18 protein-coding genes are annotated in these 16,851 nt (G+C 35.5%); 4 read left to right on the plus strand and 14 right to left on the minus strand.

The features are described 5' to 3' along the window. Positions 1-33: 33 nt before the first annotated feature. From DLJ74_RS12055 to DLJ74_RS12075, 5 genes are all read right to left on the minus strand, one after another. A complete protein-coding gene (locus tag DLJ74_RS12055) occupies positions 34-1,515 on the minus strand; it encodes a sodium-dependent transporter (protein WP_109984656.1) in 1,482 nt (493 codons plus the stop codon). Positions 1,516-1,711: 196 nt separating this feature from the next. Beyond that, positions 1,712-2,488, minus strand: coding sequence for a sporulation protein YunB (gene yunB / locus DLJ74_RS12060; protein ID WP_109984657.1), 777 nt, complete (start codon positions 2,486-2,488; stop codon positions 1,712-1,714). Between the two features lie 93 nt (positions 2,489-2,581). Then, positions 2,582-2,887 (minus strand): YunC family protein, encoded by a 306-nt coding sequence (locus DLJ74_RS12065; protein WP_054787518.1) that lies wholly within the window; start codon positions 2,885-2,887, stop codon positions 2,582-2,584. Between the two features lie 62 nt (positions 2,888-2,949). Next, positions 2,950-4,335, minus strand: a complete 1,386-nt coding sequence (locus DLJ74_RS12070) for a bifunctional metallophosphatase/5'-nucleotidase (protein ID WP_109984658.1) — start codon at positions 4,333-4,335, stop codon at positions 2,950-2,952. Positions 4,336-4,396: 61 nt separating this feature from the next. Next, entirely contained in the window at positions 4,397-5,230 is an 834-nt protein-coding gene (locus DLJ74_RS12075) for a sulfite exporter TauE/SafE family protein (RefSeq protein WP_109984670.1), read from the minus strand. A gap of 251 nt (positions 5,231-5,481) precedes the next feature. Between DLJ74_RS12075 and tlp the strand changes: the two genes are divergently transcribed. Next, positions 5,482-5,712, plus strand: coding sequence for a small acid-soluble spore protein Tlp (gene tlp, locus DLJ74_RS12080; RefSeq protein ID WP_054859662.1), 231 nt, complete (start codon positions 5,482-5,484; stop codon positions 5,710-5,712). 163 nt (positions 5,713-5,875) lie between these two features. Here tlp and DLJ74_RS12085 read toward each other — a convergent pair whose 3' ends face one another. Next, entirely contained in the window at positions 5,876-6,355 is a 480-nt protein-coding gene (locus DLJ74_RS12085; RefSeq protein ID WP_109984659.1) for a GNAT family N-acetyltransferase, read from the minus strand. A gap of 122 nt (positions 6,356-6,477) precedes the next feature. After that, entirely contained in the window at positions 6,478-7,662 is a 1,185-nt protein-coding gene (locus DLJ74_RS12090; RefSeq protein ID WP_109984660.1) for an MFS transporter, read from the minus strand. Positions 7,663-7,934: 272 nt separating this feature from the next. Here DLJ74_RS12090 and DLJ74_RS12095 point away from each other — a divergent pair, with 272 nt between their 5' ends. After that, entirely contained in the window at positions 7,935-9,392 is a 1,458-nt protein-coding gene (locus DLJ74_RS12095; RefSeq protein ID WP_109984661.1) for an MFS transporter, read from the plus strand. 63 nt (positions 9,393-9,455) lie between these two features. Here the strand turns inward: DLJ74_RS12095 and DLJ74_RS12100 are convergent, their stop codons facing one another. From DLJ74_RS12100 to DLJ74_RS12115, 4 genes are all read right to left on the minus strand, one after another. After that, positions 9,456-10,955, minus strand: a complete 1,500-nt coding sequence (locus DLJ74_RS12100; RefSeq protein WP_281269925.1) for an alpha/beta hydrolase — start codon at positions 10,953-10,955, stop codon at positions 9,456-9,458. An 80-nt stretch (positions 10,956-11,035) separates the two neighbouring features. Next, positions 11,036-11,455, minus strand: coding sequence for a MarR family winged helix-turn-helix transcriptional regulator (locus DLJ74_RS12105; RefSeq protein ID WP_054859668.1), 420 nt, complete (start codon positions 11,453-11,455; stop codon positions 11,036-11,038). Between the two features lie 265 nt (positions 11,456-11,720). Beyond that, positions 11,721-11,990, minus strand: coding sequence for a hypothetical protein (locus DLJ74_RS12110; protein ID WP_054787521.1), 270 nt, complete (start codon positions 11,988-11,990; stop codon positions 11,721-11,723). Between the two features lie 55 nt (positions 11,991-12,045). Continuing rightward, entirely contained in the window at positions 12,046-13,011 is a 966-nt protein-coding gene (locus DLJ74_RS12115; protein WP_109984663.1) for a helix-turn-helix transcriptional regulator, read from the minus strand. Between the two features lie 96 nt (positions 13,012-13,107). On the opposite strand from DLJ74_RS12115, the gene DLJ74_RS12120 reads away from it, so the two are divergent. Beyond that, positions 13,108-13,638, plus strand: a complete 531-nt coding sequence (locus tag DLJ74_RS12120) for a dihydrofolate reductase family protein (RefSeq protein ID WP_109984664.1) — start codon at positions 13,108-13,110, stop codon at positions 13,636-13,638. 154 nt (positions 13,639-13,792) lie between these two features. Here the strand turns inward: DLJ74_RS12120 and DLJ74_RS12125 are convergent, their stop codons facing one another. Both DLJ74_RS12125 and DLJ74_RS12130 read right to left on the minus strand, forming a co-directional pair. Further along, a complete protein-coding gene (locus tag DLJ74_RS12125) occupies positions 13,793-14,155 on the minus strand; it encodes an MmcQ/YjbR family DNA-binding protein (RefSeq protein WP_054787523.1) in 363 nt (120 codons plus the stop codon). 249 nt (positions 14,156-14,404) lie between these two features. Next, positions 14,405-14,755, minus strand: a complete 351-nt coding sequence (locus DLJ74_RS12130; RefSeq protein ID WP_109984665.1) for a DUF2200 domain-containing protein — start codon at positions 14,753-14,755, stop codon at positions 14,405-14,407. Between the two features lie 215 nt (positions 14,756-14,970). Between DLJ74_RS12130 and DLJ74_RS12135 the strand changes: the two genes are divergently transcribed. Beyond that, on the plus strand, positions 14,971-16,338 hold the full coding sequence (locus tag DLJ74_RS12135) for a multi antimicrobial extrusion protein MatE (RefSeq protein ID WP_181397546.1): 1,368 nt from the start codon (positions 14,971-14,973) through the stop codon (positions 16,336-16,338). A 92-nt stretch (positions 16,339-16,430) separates the two neighbouring features. Here the strand turns inward: DLJ74_RS12135 and DLJ74_RS20470 are convergent. Further along, on the minus strand, positions 16,431-16,851 hold a 421-nt coding region (locus DLJ74_RS20470; protein WP_425454584.1), incomplete at its 5' end, for a GyrI-like domain-containing protein.

A 16,851-nucleotide genomic window follows, 5' to 3' on the forward strand; every position in this document is an offset into this window, starting at 1 on the left:
TTTTTGTGTGAATGATGTTTCACAAATTAAACTTTATGCTTCATGATCCTTCGCTGGCCATTTTTTAATGGATAGTATTGCTCCTAGGAACATCGCTGCGATGGCAACAACCCACCCAAAATTAAATAGGTATTCGATCGGATAACCACTGTATGCTTCTTGTAATTCCAATTTTAAATTTTGAAGCATCATATATCCTAGTACTATTGGTGTTATTAGCCCAAGGGATAATCTCCACCATGTACCTAACTTAATATCAGAGATAGAATCGGCATGTGCTTGTAAATCCTTTAGTGATCTAGCGAACCAGGCAATCGCAACAACCTCAAATAACCCAGCTAAGGCGACACCATAGTTGTTGATAAAATGATCGACAGTATCGAGTAGATTTAATCCACCTTGATTTGCATAGAACAAGGAGGCAATAAAAGCAAGTCCTCCACCTATTAAAAGTGCTTTTCCTCTAGATATGGAGAATTTCTCCTGTAATGCTGCAATATAGGTTTCAGAGATAGAAATCATGGAAGTTATCCCTGCTAATACTAAGGATGCAAAAAATAGAAAACCAAAAAGACTAGAGCCAGGCATTTGACTAATAATTTCTGGGAAAACCATAAAGGCTAAGCCCACACCACCAGCCACTACATCTTCAATAGGTTGAGAAGATTGGGATGCCATAAATCCTAAGACAGCAAAAACACCAATCCCTGCTAATAACTCGAATGATGAATTTGCAAACCCAGTAATAAATGCATTATTGGTAATATCTGACTTTTTAGGTAAATAAGATGAATAAGTAAGCATAATTGCAAAGGCAATAGATAAACTAAAGAATATTTGTCCATATGCTGCAATCCATACTGATCCTTCTGTTATTCGACTCCAATCTGGTTTAAAGAAGGCATCTAACCCTTCTAACGCACCTGGAAGCGTTACAGCACGAATAACAATCAAAATAAAGATAATGAACAATGTTGGGATAAAGATTCGATTTGCAAATTCAATTCCCTTTTTAACCCCTCTTCCTAGGAAGAAGAACACAAATACCCAAACAAATAAGAGTGGGATTAGTACACTAGGAACCATTGAACCAAAGGTCCCTGCAGCCTCTACGTTTAGAAAATCTCCAGTAAAGAAGGCAGTGGTATCTTCCCCCCATTTCGTTCCAATTGAAAAATAGGCATACATGATGGACCACGCGATAATAATTGGATAATACGTAGAAATGACAAATGAAATAAGTATTTGCCACCAACCGATCCATTCCATTCCTTTACTTATCTTTGAAAAACTTCTTGGTGCAGAGCTACGATATTTATGACCAATCGTATATTCCATGATTAACAACGGTATACCAGCTGTTAATAATGCGAATAAATATGGTACAAAGAACGCACCTCCACCATTTTCGAACGCTGTTGTTGGAAAACGCCATATATTACCCAATCCAACAGCTGAGCCGATCGCTGCAAGCAAGAAACCCAATCTAGTTCCCCATTGTGATCGCTTTTCCATTCTTTTTTTCCCCTTCCTTTTCTCAATAATTATTATTAAGAAGTTATTTGTTTAGTTTTATATCTTTCGACCTATGGCATTATACCGGACTTCAGAAGATTCTGTCAAATCTGAATTTAAGGAAAACAAGAGATTCACTAGATCTCTTGTTCCCGTCTCTTCCATTATTATTTAATTGCCAAGAAAAATCAATAACTTAATTAAGAGGATCTAATGGGATAGAAAGATTAGAATCACCTTCTCCTCCTTGATAATACTCTGGAACTTCTCCCGGATGAAACATTCTCGTCACCGGAATATTTTGCTCTAAAACGACTGGGTTAGAGGCAAAAGGCATTATGATACGAACATTTACTTGAATGTATACATTAACACGAATAAGCGCACCATTTATCCCTGTCTCCACCATTTCACTTTTAACTTCAGTATATACATCACCAACAGCTTCGAGATTGATTGGTATTTTGGGGCCTAAATTTGCTAAAACCGGAACACCTAATGCTTGACCAAGTGGAACCTCAATAAGAAGTCCACGTTCTCGTATGGCTTCTAATAATTCCCTTTCCGATGGTGCAAGTTCCTCTTCTATCTCAAGCGGTGTACCTAGTTCAGGCTGTTCTCCTTTCTCTAATAATTTCATAAAAGTTTCCACTCGATATTGAACATTTCTTCGCACACGATTTTCTACCACTGTATTAAAAATATAATTTTCTACCTTTCCATTCTCATCCACTTGTACTTCAATTAAATCTCCCGCCTCAAGATCTTCTGAAATTTTTCTACTTACTGCGATACCTAGTGCTTTGCTGGCAACTTGTGATACGCGTACTTGAGCGTATTCTACCAAAACTGGCTTAATGCCTTCATTAACCACTAAAATACTCCCAACCATGGAAATAATAAATATAAAAAAAGTAATAAAGACAACTTGTCTAGCTGGAGGTGCCCCTATTCTTCTTCGTCTTTTTCGCATAAAAATCCCCCCATCTTAGTTATATGATGGAGGTGAACCATTTCATTATTAAATTTTAGAAATATTTAAAAAAGTCGCACTCGCTCCCTTAAACTACTCGGCAATTTGTAATAAAGCATCCTTCACTAACATGCCAACCTTCCATTTATATTCCTCTGATTTTACAGTAATTTTATCTAAACGAGCGTGTAATAGATCATCCAATGTCTTGACACCAACTGCGCGACCAGCAATTATTGGACGATCTTGCAATTTTTCATTTAATAGGTCCACATCAAGCGCACCACACATGACATAACCAATGTCATTCGCTATTACTAAAAGTGTGGTATGTGGAAGCTGTACTGTAATTCCTACAAAAAGATAATCTTCTATACGAATAGGCTTTACATCTATCATAATAAACACACCCCTCCTACTAAATTGTATGTCTTAGCCCAAAGAGATGTGCGTTTTTCATGTTAATTTTTTAATAAATCTATTAATAGGTCTCGTAGAAACTCTGGTAAAAAGAATTGTTTTGTCTTAGATCGTGATATTTGCGGGAACATTCTACCAAAAGTAAACATATCTGCTGTAGCAAATGTATATATTCGTTCCTCAGCTATTTCTTCTCCTTGATAGTAAACATTTTTTACATGCTCGATACCATCTTCATCTGTCATGATCTCTATATCTAAACCACTAAAAACGAATTTCCCGATCACTTTACCTCGAAATCCAAATCCCTTTAGTTCAAGCGTAATTAACGCTTGGTCATATGCCCCTCTGATTACTTCCAATAATTCAATTCCACGTAGTTTAACTGTACAAGGATTGATGGGATGTGGGCAAATACGATGGATATCACGCTTTGTAACAGGGCCTTTTTCTAAATGATCTAGTAATAATCCAGCATTCAACATAGCAATATCAGCATCGGTCCATTTTTGTAAATGATCCGTCAATTGTTGAATAATGATTGTATTCAGAAACCAGTTCACTTCTAGTCTTTGCTTCAAAACTGTTACTGGTTGTTGTAACACAATTTCTGCTTCTTTGTTCAAGTGCTCTAATTTTTTCTCTGTCTCGAGATCTTTTTTCATATGACTTGTTTCCATTGCATAAGCATGTTTTTCAATCAATTTGTTTTGATTATGATCCCATAATAAGTCAACCTCACCGACAAAATGTCCATATCTCCCTGCAGCAGTTAAGATGGATTGATTAATAGACTTTTCATTTTTCAAAAGATGGTGAGAATGTCCTCCAATAATGACATCAATAGAAGGAAAATCTCTGGCAATCATTTCATCGTCTGATAAACCTAAATGAGATAAGAGAATAATAATATCAGAATCCTGTTCTACTTTCGGTAATTCTCGCCGTAAATATTCGTAGGGAGGTTCCACATCCCATCCTAAAGGTCTATAAAACGGCGTAAAAGGTGCAGTTAACCCTAGTACGGTAATCTTTATACCTGTTTCGGACTGGAAGGTGTAATGATCTTTTAACCAAACGGGTTGCCTTTCATTCCTTGCTGTTAAATTACCGCAAACCACTTTGAATGTCGCTGCATCATAGAGGTGAAATAGATCATAATATTCTAAGGTAATCCCTTCGTTATTTCCAATTGTCGCTATATTATAACCAACATCATTAAGTAACTCGACATTCCGTTTACCTCGAAAGGCTTCGGAAATAGGATGAAATCGATCCACATGGTCTCCAATATCTACAATCCAATAATGTTCCTTATCTTGACGGTGCTTTTCTTTTTTTTTATTTAAAAAATCAACTATACTTGCCCAATTCTCAAAATGACTATGGAGATCGTTTGTATAATAAAAATGCAATCTTTCTTTCATAAATAAGTAACTCCCCCTATATTAGGCTAGTTAAACAAAGACCTAATACAAAATATCTGCATTATCCAAAGATTCCTTGCCAAATTAATCTTAACCCAATAAACAATAAGACTACTCGGAGTAAATACTCAATCGCTCTACTAGACATCTTTTGACTAACTTTCGCACCTAGTACCCCACCAAACCATGCCCCAGGAATAAACGCCCAAACATATTGCCATTCGATATGACCTAATGCAATATGGGTGATGGAGCTAACCATGCTTAAAGCTAGTATCATAAACATGGAAGTTGCTGAGGCAATATGTGGAGGAAAATGGAATAATATAATCATTGCTGGAACCATTAAAGAACCTCCACCGATTCCAAAAAAGCCTGAAAGCATTCCGACAATAAATGCTATTCCTACTGCAATCCATGGAGTGATGGAATATGTATATTGTTCCTCTCCTATTTTTATTTCTCGATAAATTTTAAATTTACTCTTTTTGCTTAAGGTGTTCTCATCTATCTTTGGTTGTTTCTTAAAAAAGAAGGTAGTAAAGATAAAGAGCATAAATATCCCGAGAAACAAGGAAAATGTATCTGTCTCGACGAATTGATTTAACCAAGATCCTAATATGCCTCCTGGTAAGCTCCCTAAAATAAAGTACAGTCCACTTTTGTAATCAATGCGTTTCAATTTTGCATAGGCATAGGTGGAGGACATTGCTGTAAAGATCATAATAATGAGCGACAATCCAACAATGGTACTAGCATCCGCCCAAGCAAATATAGAGGTTGTACTATGTAAAATTAGCAATACCGGTACTAAAATAACGCCTCCTCCAAGGCCAACAATGCTTCCCAGTAATGCAGATAACAAGCCTATGATAAAACAAATTATGATAACCACTGTAAAATTCCCTTCCATCAACTGTTATTCTTATGAAGTGAAAATACTTCTTTATTAAGTCTTATGAAATAAAAGAAGAGTTCATCTAGGAACTCACTTCTTTATTATATAGGTATTAGAGGAAATTATCCAATTAGAGTTACGAATGGATATGGATTCTATAAGAATCTGTCCATTTGATTCAAGGGTATACATAATTTTTTCTTTCCTACTCATAATAAAATGAATCACTAATTAAGGAGGAATTAAAAATGACAGAACACCAAAACCATCCAAATCCTGATGATCGCTCAGATAATGTAGAAAAGTTACAACAAAAGGTGCAAGACACAATAGAAAATATCGAAGCTGCACATGATACAATGAAATTTGCATCCTCAGAAGAAAAAGAAAAAATCAAGGATAAAAATCATCGTAGAGAAGAAGCGATTTCTGGTATGAGAGCAGAAATTAAAGACGAAGCACGTAATCAACAACAATAAGGTAAAACTCCAGAAGCTCACTAATGGTTAACTTGTTTCCCCACTTCTATCATTGAAGTGGGGATCATTAAAGTTCTGTTTTCCATTAGTTAACAAGGATTCACCTGCTGTGCATACGACTGTTATATCCTAACTATATCTAATTTGAACTAGTAATATAGAGTTACATAAGGTCGATCTCCTTAATAAATAACACTCGATCTTGATCTATTCCATCATAGTCGGAAAATACAGAAACGCCGTCTACTTCCTTATCCCCTTTTTCTATTTTAAAACCTATTTTTGTATGAAAGGCAATCGATACTTTATTCACTGGTGAGGTTACTGCGCGAATAACATTTCGATTATTCTTCTGTGCCACTTGAAAAAACATCTGATAAAGCCGTTTGCCTATATGTTTACTGCGATACTTAGGGTGAACACCTACAAAATGAATATAAGCGACATTCCTATCCGTTTGTGATAAAAATCCAATTAAAAAGCCAACTATCTCACCATTTTTTTCAGCAATAAAGCTTGTCTTGTTAAAATGAACGAAAAATAACTTAGGCAACATCGCTGCCATTTTCCTCCCACCCCACCATTCATCAATCAGCGGTGCGATTATGTTGTAGTCAGAACTTCGTACATTGCGTACTTTCAATGTCAACATCCTTTCTTGTTTTTTAATCAAGGATATCCATAAATAGAGGCTGAGACAAAAAAGTAGTAAGGAAGGAAAATCCCTATATAAATGGAATACTAACCAGCTATAATTCGATCACACTAATTCACCTGCTCATCGATTATTTCCTTCGAGGCAAATAAAAAATATACTAAAAACACACCACTAATCAGTGCGATAAAAGCATAACCCCCAAAAACATCATAATAGCTTGAAAAGTAACCAAATCCCAGACCTACTAATATCAGCATGGCATTTAATCCAAGTGACTGAAAGGAATCGATTGTAGCTCTAGTACAAGAATCTATTCTATGATGCAAATATCCACTAACAATCGGCTCTACAAAGCCCGAAGCCAGCACAATGATGCACATTGCAGTCAATCCAGTATAACCACTTTTAATGGATATAAAAATAAAGCCAACAGTTATAATAGCTGTTATCGTTATTAACACACTTCGGTATTTATATCGCTTAATGACAGCATGTGCAAGTAAATTTCCAGGAATAGTGAGTAACATGAGTGCTGCTAGAAAAAATCCAAAGAAGTGAATAGATATATCCAATCGGTTTAAATATAGCTGCCAGAATTCCCAAACAAAATTAAGTGCTGCTCCGATTGCAATCCCAGCTAATACAACAAGACAAACATTCGTATTTTTCATAAAGAAATGAATAGATATTTTTAAATTTCCCATTATTGTTTGATGCTCTGTGCTTTGATTTTTTGTGATTGGTTCAACTAACATAACTGCTACACACGCTGAGACAAGCATACTTATCACAGATAACCAATAATTTACTTCAAAATCAAATTTGTTGGCCAAAAAGCTTCCACTTAAAGCCGCTAGAATGGCGGATATAAGGTCAAAGGAATTGACTCTACCTAAGTATTTTTCAAATGATTTCTCTTTTTTACTTAGTAGTAAGGAGTCATACAAAAGGGCATTTTCTGCACCACTATTCGCTGAACCTGCTATTCCAGAAAGAAATATAGCGATAGCGAAATGCCAAAATTCTGTCGAATTGATCAACAAGAAAAACATGATGGCTTCAAGAACACTACTTAAAAGTATCATGTTCTTTCGACCCCATTTATCTGCTACAATTCCCGATGGAATCTCTAGTAAAACGATTGTCACTGCAAAAATAACTTCAGTATAAACTACCTCTTGAACTGTTATACCTCTCTCTTCCCAAAACAATCTTTCAATCACATATGCAGGTATTAGACTCTGAAAAAAACGAATGACATAAAGCTTCCAGACATTTGTTAAATAGTTCATTATCCAGCTCCTCTCTTTTCCGAATTACCTATTGTGTCAGAAGAGGGAGGTGCTCGAGAACTATTTAAGTTTACGGCTTAACAGGGAGGTCTAGCAAGATTAATTGGCATTTCATTGCTCCTTTCCTACCGTTGTTTTTTCTATATTATACCAAAGGAGGGGGGCGTTTGCATTTGTTCGATCACAAAATTAACTTTAGTTGTCCTCCGTAATTATCATATAAATTGGAGATCTAGGAAAAGCTAGTATTAGTTGAATGTTAGGAGGATTATATGGTGTCTAAAAAGGGTAAACTCCATACAAAAAAATTGGAGAAAGATGATATTATTGTTGTTGATACAAAAATGGCAAAGAAATCGGTTATCGCAACAGCAGTTGGTAATGCGATGGAATGGTTTGATTTTGGAATCTATTCCTATCTCGCTGTCATTCTCGGTGCCTTATTTTTCCCTGAGTTCAGTGGACCGCTGCAATTAGTATTCAGTTTCGCCACATTTGCTGTCGCTTTCTTAGTTCGGCCATTTGGTGGACTTTTCTTCGGTATGCTTGGTGATCGTTTAGGAAGAAAGAAGATTCTTGCGATTACACTCATTATCATGGCAATTGCGACTCTTGCCATTGGATTAATTCCTACTTATGATTCCATTGGGATAACTGCACCTATCTTATTACTTACGGCACGATTGGTGCAAGGATTTTCTGCTGGTGGTGAATATTCTGGAGCAATGACCTATATTGCAGAATCCACAGCTGATAAGAAACGAGGTTTTTTATCCAGTGGACTTGAAGTTGGCACATTAGTCGGATATATAACTGGTGCGGGAATTGTTACATTATTAACATTTCTTCTTGGGTCGGAAACCATGCATGAATGGGGATGGAGAATTCCGTTTTTCATTGCTGCGCCAATTGGTATTATCGGATTTTACCTACGAAATAACTTAGATGAAACACCAGCTTTCGAGTCACAGGAAGAAGAGGATAATCAAGAAGGTAAAGCATCTCTTAAAAATATTTTTATTCATCACAGAAAATCATTGCTTATTGGTTTAGGGTTAGTTTCTTTTTATAATACAGTCTACTACGTCATTTTAACATATATGCCTTCCCATCTAAATGCAGTACTAGGCTATGGAGATACCAAGGGACTACTATTAATATTAGTCGTGATGGTCATAATGATTCCATTTGTATTAATGGCAGGTTATTTTAGTGATCGTATTGGAAATAAAAAGATTATACTATTTGGCCTATCAGGAATGATTGTTTTATCCATCCCATCCTTTATACTAATCGGTAGTGGCAATAATTGGCTCGTTTTCTTTGGATTAATGATTCTAGGAGCATTACTTGCCTCCTTTCAAGGTATTATGCCGTCCTTATTACCTTCCCTCTTTTTTACGGAAGTTCGATATGGCTCATTGGCTATTACCTATAATGTAGCGACATCTGTATTTGGAGGGACAGCACCGTTAGTTGTATCATGGCTAATCAGTGTTACGATGAGTCGGATGGTTCCTGCCTATTACATCATTTTTGCTTCTATTATTGGGATCATCATTGTCGCTCTATTTGTAGTCGAAACCTCTGGTAAATCACTTAGAGGTCAACCTCCTGCTGTTGAGAAAAAACAGGAAATACATGACGTGTTAGAGGAACCAGAAGAAGCCTTATGGTGGAAAGATGAAAAACGAGAAATCACTGAAAGAAAAGATGATGAAAATAAATAGTTATCAAAAGAAACCCTTTTATTACATTCAAAAGGGTTTCTAAGTCTTCGAAAAGTATTTAGCTCATTGCGGTTCAGATTTCACCCAACCGACTATATCATTCACCACATATTTTGGAATGTTAGCTGGGATAAAGTATTCCTCTGGTTTACTCATTTCCCCTGTTCCCTCTGTAAAAAAGTGATTTAGCTTAGGATAAAGTTGATACGTTATATTTTCTCGATCACGAAGAGCTTCCTTCCATACCGGGATTTCGACATCGGACAGTACTTGATAATCTCGTTCTCCCTGTATGATGAGGAGCGGTTCGGTTTGATTTTTTGCCATTTCTGCTGCACGGATATCATTTATGGAATCCCAAAATGCTGCCTGACCAAGCTGAAATTCTTCTGGAGGGTTCTCACCAGAAAAATCAGGATCGTTTAACATTTCATATTGTGTCGTGTAAAATTCGTACACCTGCTCTGTTATTTGACCAACTGATAATAGATACTCGAATTGATCAAGGACAACATCTTGGATCGTGCGTGCTGGTCCCCCCATTATAATCGCCCCTGCAATATTCTGTCTTTTGTCTTCCTCGATCATTTTCGGAACCATCATACCACCTTGACTATGACCAAGAATATAAATTCTCTCCTCATCAATTCTTTTTTCCTTTTCAAGTAAACGTGTTGCTAACAGCGCATCGTCTGTTGTTTCTTTATCAACGGTATGATTTGGATCTGCTGTGGTCTTAATCGCATGCTCATAGGTACGTTTATTGTAACGAAGTACTGCAATTCCTTGAGAAGCAAGGCCAAATGCTAGATCACGGAATGGCTTTAGTGCATACACCGTTTCATCCTTGTCAGTGGCTCCTGATCCTTGAACGAGTACCACTGCTGGGAATGGCCCCTTTCCTTTTGGTATGGACAATGTTCCAGGTAGTGCAAAATCTCCTTTTCCAATCACTACTTCCTTTTCAGTGAATAATTCTGGTTTACTATATAGCGGAGCTTCAGCAAAAGGCCCCATAAAGGAATCCAATAGAAAATCATCAACTTTTGCCGATCGATCCATTCTTAGAATAAATGGAAAGGTTGCCTTCTCAAATAGAAGCTCCACCTCTACATTCGTATGAACTCGGTTCGATTCCTTTACCGTTACGGATCCAATACTAAGAAATTCTCCTGCTTGAGACTGCAATTGCTGCTTAAGCGTAACCCAATATTCCTCTAACCATTGCTCGGAAATCGATTTTTTCAAAGCTCTTGAAGAGGATTTTAATGCATGTTGATACTTTCCTGCTTCGAGATCACGGATATAATGTCTTGCTTTCTGTTCAAATCTGTCCTGGTGTTTATCCTTATCAACAATAGGTCCTTTCCTAGCTAGATTATTTTGTTCAAGTTGTGTAGAAGTTGTGAACCTTAACAAATCCCCCGAAAGCGCATTCAATTTCCCGTTAAGTTTTACATGGTGTTCTACTGTATCAGATTCTTGTCCAAATACAGTAGTAGGTATACATAGAAAAATGACAAACAAGGTAACCAACAATTTTACTTGAAATAAATGTTTCAAAGAATCCCTCCCTATTTATTTAACACTTATAATCTAGTACGTAAAAATGAATAGAGAGTTTCATCTTTTTGGTTATTTTTTTATAAAGATTTATTTAATTTTTCATAGATTGTTAATAATTGTTTTCTTTCCTCTTTTGTTAGCTGTTCAAATAGCCGTTTGCGAAGCTCTACTCCTTTTTGATTGGCACGTTGCACTACCTCGATTCCTTTATCGGTAATTCCTAAATGGATAATTCTACGGTCAGAATCATCTACCAATCTTTTCGCAAGATTTTTTTGAACTAATTTTTCTGACAAATAAGTTAAAGTTGGAGGAGTAAGTCCTAAAATCTTAGCAATATCTGATGGTCTACTCTTCCCATGCACTTTTAAATGACCGAGCACGAGAATATGGGAAACACCAAGATCCTCCTCAAAAACTTTATTCCACTGTACTATTAAATTATTTGTCACCTTATCCATATTATTAATAATGTGAAAAATAGTTTGTTCTTCCATTGAATGACCCCTGCTTTCTATTAGAAAAACTCGCATTCGCTCGTCTGCATTAGCTTTTCATATACTTTGGACATCAAAATTTTCGCTTCGTCGCCCTACCTCCTGCAAAAATTTATACTTTAACGTATAAATAAGAGCCCTAATCTTTGATAGGAGCCCTTTAATTATACCTCTATTTTCAAGATTAGTTAAAGAAAACTCAATTTGACTACTTTATGCATGTTAGCTCAAGTTTTACTACTAGAGGACTCGATTAATGATAGAATCAAGTTTCCTCAGCTAGTTTTCTGCTTAAATCCTCATTAACATGATAAAGAACACTACCAAACGTTATTTTAGCTGGATATATCACAAGAATAATTGCTATAAATTGACTAAATATCTTTAGCCAACCATGAAGTTCTAATATATCACTAATTAGGAAATTTGCTAGTCTAATAAGCACGAAGGCAATAGCCACCATTGCAATAAATGTAATGATAATTAAGCATACTTGTTTGATTGAGATCTTTCTCCATTTTTTCATACTTTTCATTTTACCATCATCCTATCTATTATTTGCGGAAGTAAAAATCTAACCATAAATTAATTTAGTATCTATTATAATAAAAGTCAATAACAGACATGGCTAGCGATACAACTCTATCCGGAAGATCCTTGGGATATATGACTTTTATTTTATTTGCAAATCCCAATATAAACTCTATTGCCTCTTGCTTGTCATTAAATCTTAAAGTTACTGGTATCCAATTATCGTCATTTGAATTTTCTACTTTTATCACTTTCACAAACTTACTAGTAAAATTAATTCTTTTCATTATTTCTGGATGAATTTCTACTTGTACATCGTATTTAGGTAAATTTTGTACAAAATCTATTTTCGATTGTTCCCAATAGGCAGCTAGGTCGAAATCTAGCGGTCTTTTAAAGGTTTGATTTTCAATCATAGCCTTATGTATTCGTGATACTCTATAATTTCGAAGCTCTCCATCTCTTAAGGCAACTAAGTACCATTTATCGCCCTTTGCTACTAATCCTAATGGCTCAATTATCCTGTCCTTTTGCTCCCCATTTGCTTGTTCATAGTAAATCTTCAGCCTTCTACTATCCCAAACTGCCTGCTGCACGGTTTTAAGGGCGTCTTTTTTTTCTTCAAATCCTCTCCAAGTACCGGAGTCAATATAAATTCTCTCCCACATTGCCTGTGCTTCTTCTCTATAAGTACTGGGGATAGCTGCAAGTAGTTTTTGTCTTGTATCTAGTAGCTGATTATTCAAACCTAAATCTTTAAGTAATTTTCCAGAGGGGAAGAGAAATAATGCTTGCATCTCACCTTTAGTTAGTCCACTTAATTTACTCCGAAAATTATCTAATAAGCGCCAGCCTCCGTCTTTTCCTCTTTCTGAAATAATTGGGATTCCTGCATTAGTTAATGCATCCATATCTCTGAGAATGGTTCTATTTGATACCTCTAATTCTTTGGATAGTTCCTTTGCCGTCATTTTTCCTCTGTTCTGTAAAAGGATCATAATATTAATTAATCTGTCAGCTCTCATTATAATCATCCTCTAATAGTATTTTTTATTATATGACATAAGATGTCATATTTTTATTTTATAATTAATATGTAAGTTGATGAAAGGAGAATGATTATGAGTCAAAGAAGAAAAATCGTATTATTTATTGCATCAAGCTTGGATGGATACATTGCTTCGAAGGATGAATCTCTGGAGTGGTTATTCAAGGTTGAAGGAGAAGGGGACAATGGTTTTACAGAATTTTATCAAACGATTGACACCATTATAATGGGAAAAAGAACTTATGATTGGATCATAAAAGAAATAGAAGATTTTCCTTATGAAACGAAGGAATGTTATGTTTATACAAGGTCTTCTTATCAAGATACCGAGAATGTGAAGTTCATTAATGAGGATATACATCATTTTGTAAACAACTTAAGGAAGAAAGAAGGGAATAACATTTGGCTAGTTGGTGGAGGTGAACTTTTAGATTCCTTTATTCAAGAGGATTTAGTCGATGAGTTTATTATAACTGTAGCACCAACTATCATAGGTAATGGTATTCCTTTATTCAAGGAAAGTAATCACTATGTAGAGCTTTCCCTAAAAGGCACGAGGAATTTTAATCAATTTACTGAGTTGCATTTTGAAGTAAAAAGATAAGTAAGACTTCCATCAGTGGTGGGTTACTTTCCCCCTACTGATGGTTGCGAAACTTATCAAAGGTCTAATTAAGAGAGCAGTTTTTTCTTCTGAAATACCCACAATCATATCATGTACAATACATGAAACATGGTATAGTTATCCATTATTAATCTCACGATTCCTTGGTTAAATAAAAGCTTTGCTCAATTAACTTATAAATCTCTCCTTTTGGATCGGCACGTTCTAAAACAAGTGTAATCCAATGCTCCTTATTCATATGATATGCGGGTAAAATATCTTTTCCGTTTCTTAAAATATCATTTAATTCAGGTGGACATTTTAAATTTAAAATATCTACTCCATCATTTCCATCTAATCCTAATTTCTCTGGAAGAACATTCATCACTAGACCATACCATTTTCCATCAGATATATGTCTCAAAACAGCATAGTTTGGAAACTTACTAAACGGGTAGTCAGGCAATGTACCATAGTTTGCTTCGACGTGCTTAAAGATATCTTCTCTTGTTAACATATTGAATAATTCCTCCAAACAGTAATTAGACTCCACTAAACCAATTGCCCTAGAGATATACCTTGCTACCTCTAAATATATGATATAAAAGTTAATACTCGTCCAAAGTGAACCTGTATACTCTCTGTATAATTGCAATGCAACACACGATGAAGGAAGTGATATAATACATTCGGAGCTTATAAGAATTTCTACACGTATTTCTTTAACTTAGATTATTATTCTAGAAATGGTCTCGATTGTTTAAGATTAAGTCCGCAAAATCTTCTCCATTGCTTTTCCCTTTGCTAATTCATCAATTAACTTATCCAAATAGCGAATTTCCTGCATTGTTTTTTCTTCAATGTCCTCCACTCGGACACCGCAAACTACACCTTTAATCAATGCTCTCGATGGATTCATTAAGGGAGCTTCAGCAAAGAAGGTCTCAAAGTCGGTCTGTTTATCTAATTGTAATTCTAATTCTTCTAGACTATATCCAGTCAACCAACTAATGATCTCATCGACTTCCGCTTTTGTACGTCCTTTTTTCTCTGCTTTTGTAATATAGTGGGGGTAGACTTTTGCAACACTCATTGTGTAAATTTTATGCTTGGTCATGTTAATCCTCCTATAAAGAATCCATTTATTTATTTTAGTATTCTTATTTTATTATCTTTAAAAATCTTAACACATTCACTAAATCCATGCGAAGGTCTAGTTTTTAGAACAGACTTTGGTTACCTTATTTTTGGGCTGTAAATAAATAACTAGAAAAATAACCTTTATTGTCTTATGATTAAGAAAATAACCAGTATATAGAAAGGGAACAGCAAATGAGTGATCAATCGAGTGAAACAAAACAATCAGTAAATTTTAAAACATTACTTTTTTTCTTTATTCCATTAGGCTTTTCAGCAAGTTTGGTCACTATTTCACATGTGATTATTAACAGCACACTTGCACGAGCACCAAATCCTGCAGTAGTTATTGCTAGCTATTCGATTGCGATGAGTTTATTTGGAATTATGGAACGTTGTGCTGTTATTTTACGCCAAACTTGCTCTACCTTAGTAAGAGATCAAATTTCTTATCGATTAATGCGAAATGTTACAGTATATGTGCTAACCGCTATTCTCTTCCTTAGCTTAGTCATAGCTTATTCGCCAATAGGAAGAAGCTTCTTTTCTATTCTTCTAGGTGTTAGTGACGAAATGCTACAGCCAACCATTGAGGCCTATCGTGTTTTGATGTTTGTGACGATTTTCTCAGGAATTCGTTGCTTATATCAGGGTGTAATCATTTCGAATTTAAAGACAAAGTGGTTAACAATTGGAATGATGGTTAGACTTGCATTTATGTCTTTCATTGCATGGATTGTCTTAGCGAATGATTGGGTTAATCACGGCTATGTTGGTGCATACATTTTTTTAGCTGGAATGGCAGTAGAAGCATTGGTTAGTAGCTTGGAAGGTCGTATCATTGTGAAGGAATTACCTCCCAAAAAAGAGAAGCATCCAATCTTCCAGCAATCACAAATATTCCGTTTTTATAATCCATTGTTAATTGCTTCACTCATTGCGGTTAGTATCCCTCCAACGATTAATGCTGTACTGGGCTGGAGTACAAAAGCAGAAATAGCCATAGCTTCCTTTGCTGTAGCAATTTCTGTCGTACACTTGTTAAATAGTATCACTTCCTACATACATCAAATTGTTATAAATTTTTATAAGAAGGATAAAAAACAAGTGCTTCATTTTACCATTATTGTAAGTCTATTACCTAGTATTTTATTAACCGTACTTTCTTACACACCTATTGGAACGTGGGGACTGGAAAATATTATAGGTGTATCAGATGAATTACTCGATCAAAGTATTTTAACACTAAGGTTTTTTGTTATATTTACACTATGTTTTCCGTGGGTAGACTTCTGCAATGGTATTCTAATGATTCGTAGTCAAACAAAAGTAATGTCCTTTTCACAAATTGGAAATGTAATCGCTACCGTGGCGGCATTACTTATTTTAATTTACACTGTCCCAAATGGTGGTGGCTTCATTGGTGCACTAGCTCAATCGATTGGATTCTTAATGGAATTAATCATTTTACTTTATTTTTTAAATATGAAGGGTAAAAATGCTGCTATTAGTTTATGGCTCAAAAATAATATTAGACGGGGATATAGAATGATAAAAGGATAATTATATACACGCATCTCCTTTTTGTGCAGCTTGTCTATCGATAGGAACAAAAAGCGCGTTTTCCCTTGTCAAATTTTTCTATACCCCAACAATTATTGCAGCACCGAAACAAAATGGATTTCTTTTAATTTCTCCTGCAAACACTCCCGATTACCGAAAGTGGTTGAAAAAATGATCTTATTTAATGGAATCGAGATTTCAGAATATAAATCTGGAATATGAGGATCCTTACTCGGATATAATTCAAATTCTGGTGTACCTGCATGCTTGTAACCAGTGGAAGGGAAACATTCTGAGAAAATTTGTTTCCGCATATTTTGCATTATTCGCTTGATAAGTGCCATTTTGGAACGCAGTGCTAGCTTTTTGGGCTTTATCCACTTGATAAGTACCATTTTGAGGGTAGACGCTAGCTTTTTGGGCTTTATCCACTTGATAAGTACCATTTTGAGGGTAGACGCTAGCTTTTTGGGCTTTATCCACTTGATAAGTACCATTTTGAGGGTAGACGCT

The organism is Gracilibacillus dipsosauri (assembly GCF_003176895.1).
Lineage (GTDB): Bacteria > Bacillota > Bacilli > Bacillales > Amphibacillaceae > Gracilibacillus > Gracilibacillus dipsosauri.

Coding starts and splice junctions, on each gene's coding strand:
- DLJ74_RS12055 (WP_109984656.1), bottom strand. CDS start 1,515: ATGGAAAAGCGATCACAATGGGGAACTAGATTGGGTTTCTTGCTTGCA.
- yunB (WP_109984657.1), bottom strand. CDS start 2,488: ATGCGAAAAAGACGAAGAAGAATAGGGGCACCTCCAGCTAGACAAGTT.
- DLJ74_RS12065 (WP_054787518.1), bottom strand. CDS start 2,887: ATGATAGATGTAAAGCCTATTCGTATAGAAGATTATCTTTTTGTAGGA.
- DLJ74_RS12070 (WP_109984658.1), bottom strand. CDS start 4,335: ATGAAAGAAAGATTGCATTTTTATTATACAAACGATCTCCATAGTCAT.
- tlp (WP_054859662.1), top strand. CDS start 5,482: ATGACAGAACACCAAAACCATCCAAATCCTGATGATCGCTCAGATAAT.
- DLJ74_RS12090 (WP_109984660.1), bottom strand. CDS start 7,662: ATGAACTATTTAACAAATGTCTGGAAGCTTTATGTCATTCGTTTTTTT.
- DLJ74_RS12095 (WP_109984661.1), top strand. CDS start 7,935: ATGGTGTCTAAAAAGGGTAAACTCCATACAAAAAAATTGGAGAAAGAT.
- DLJ74_RS12105 (WP_054859668.1), bottom strand. CDS start 11,455: ATGGAAGAACAAACTATTTTTCACATTATTAATAATATGGATAAGGTG.
- DLJ74_RS12110 (WP_054787521.1), bottom strand. CDS start 11,990: ATGAAAAGTATGAAAAAATGGAGAAAGATCTCAATCAAACAAGTATGC.
- DLJ74_RS12115 (WP_109984663.1), bottom strand. CDS start 13,011: ATGAGAGCTGACAGATTAATTAATATTATGATCCTTTTACAGAACAGA.
- DLJ74_RS12120 (WP_109984664.1), top strand. CDS start 13,108: ATGAGTCAAAGAAGAAAAATCGTATTATTTATTGCATCAAGCTTGGAT.
- DLJ74_RS12125 (WP_054787523.1), bottom strand. CDS start 14,155: ATGTTAACAAGAGAAGATATCTTTAAGCACGTCGAAGCAAACTATGGT.
- DLJ74_RS12130 (WP_109984665.1), bottom strand. CDS start 14,755: ATGACCAAGCATAAAATTTACACAATGAGTGTTGCAAAAGTCTACCCC.
- DLJ74_RS12135 (WP_181397546.1), top strand. CDS start 14,971: ATGAGTGATCAATCGAGTGAAACAAAACAATCAGTAAATTTTAAAACA.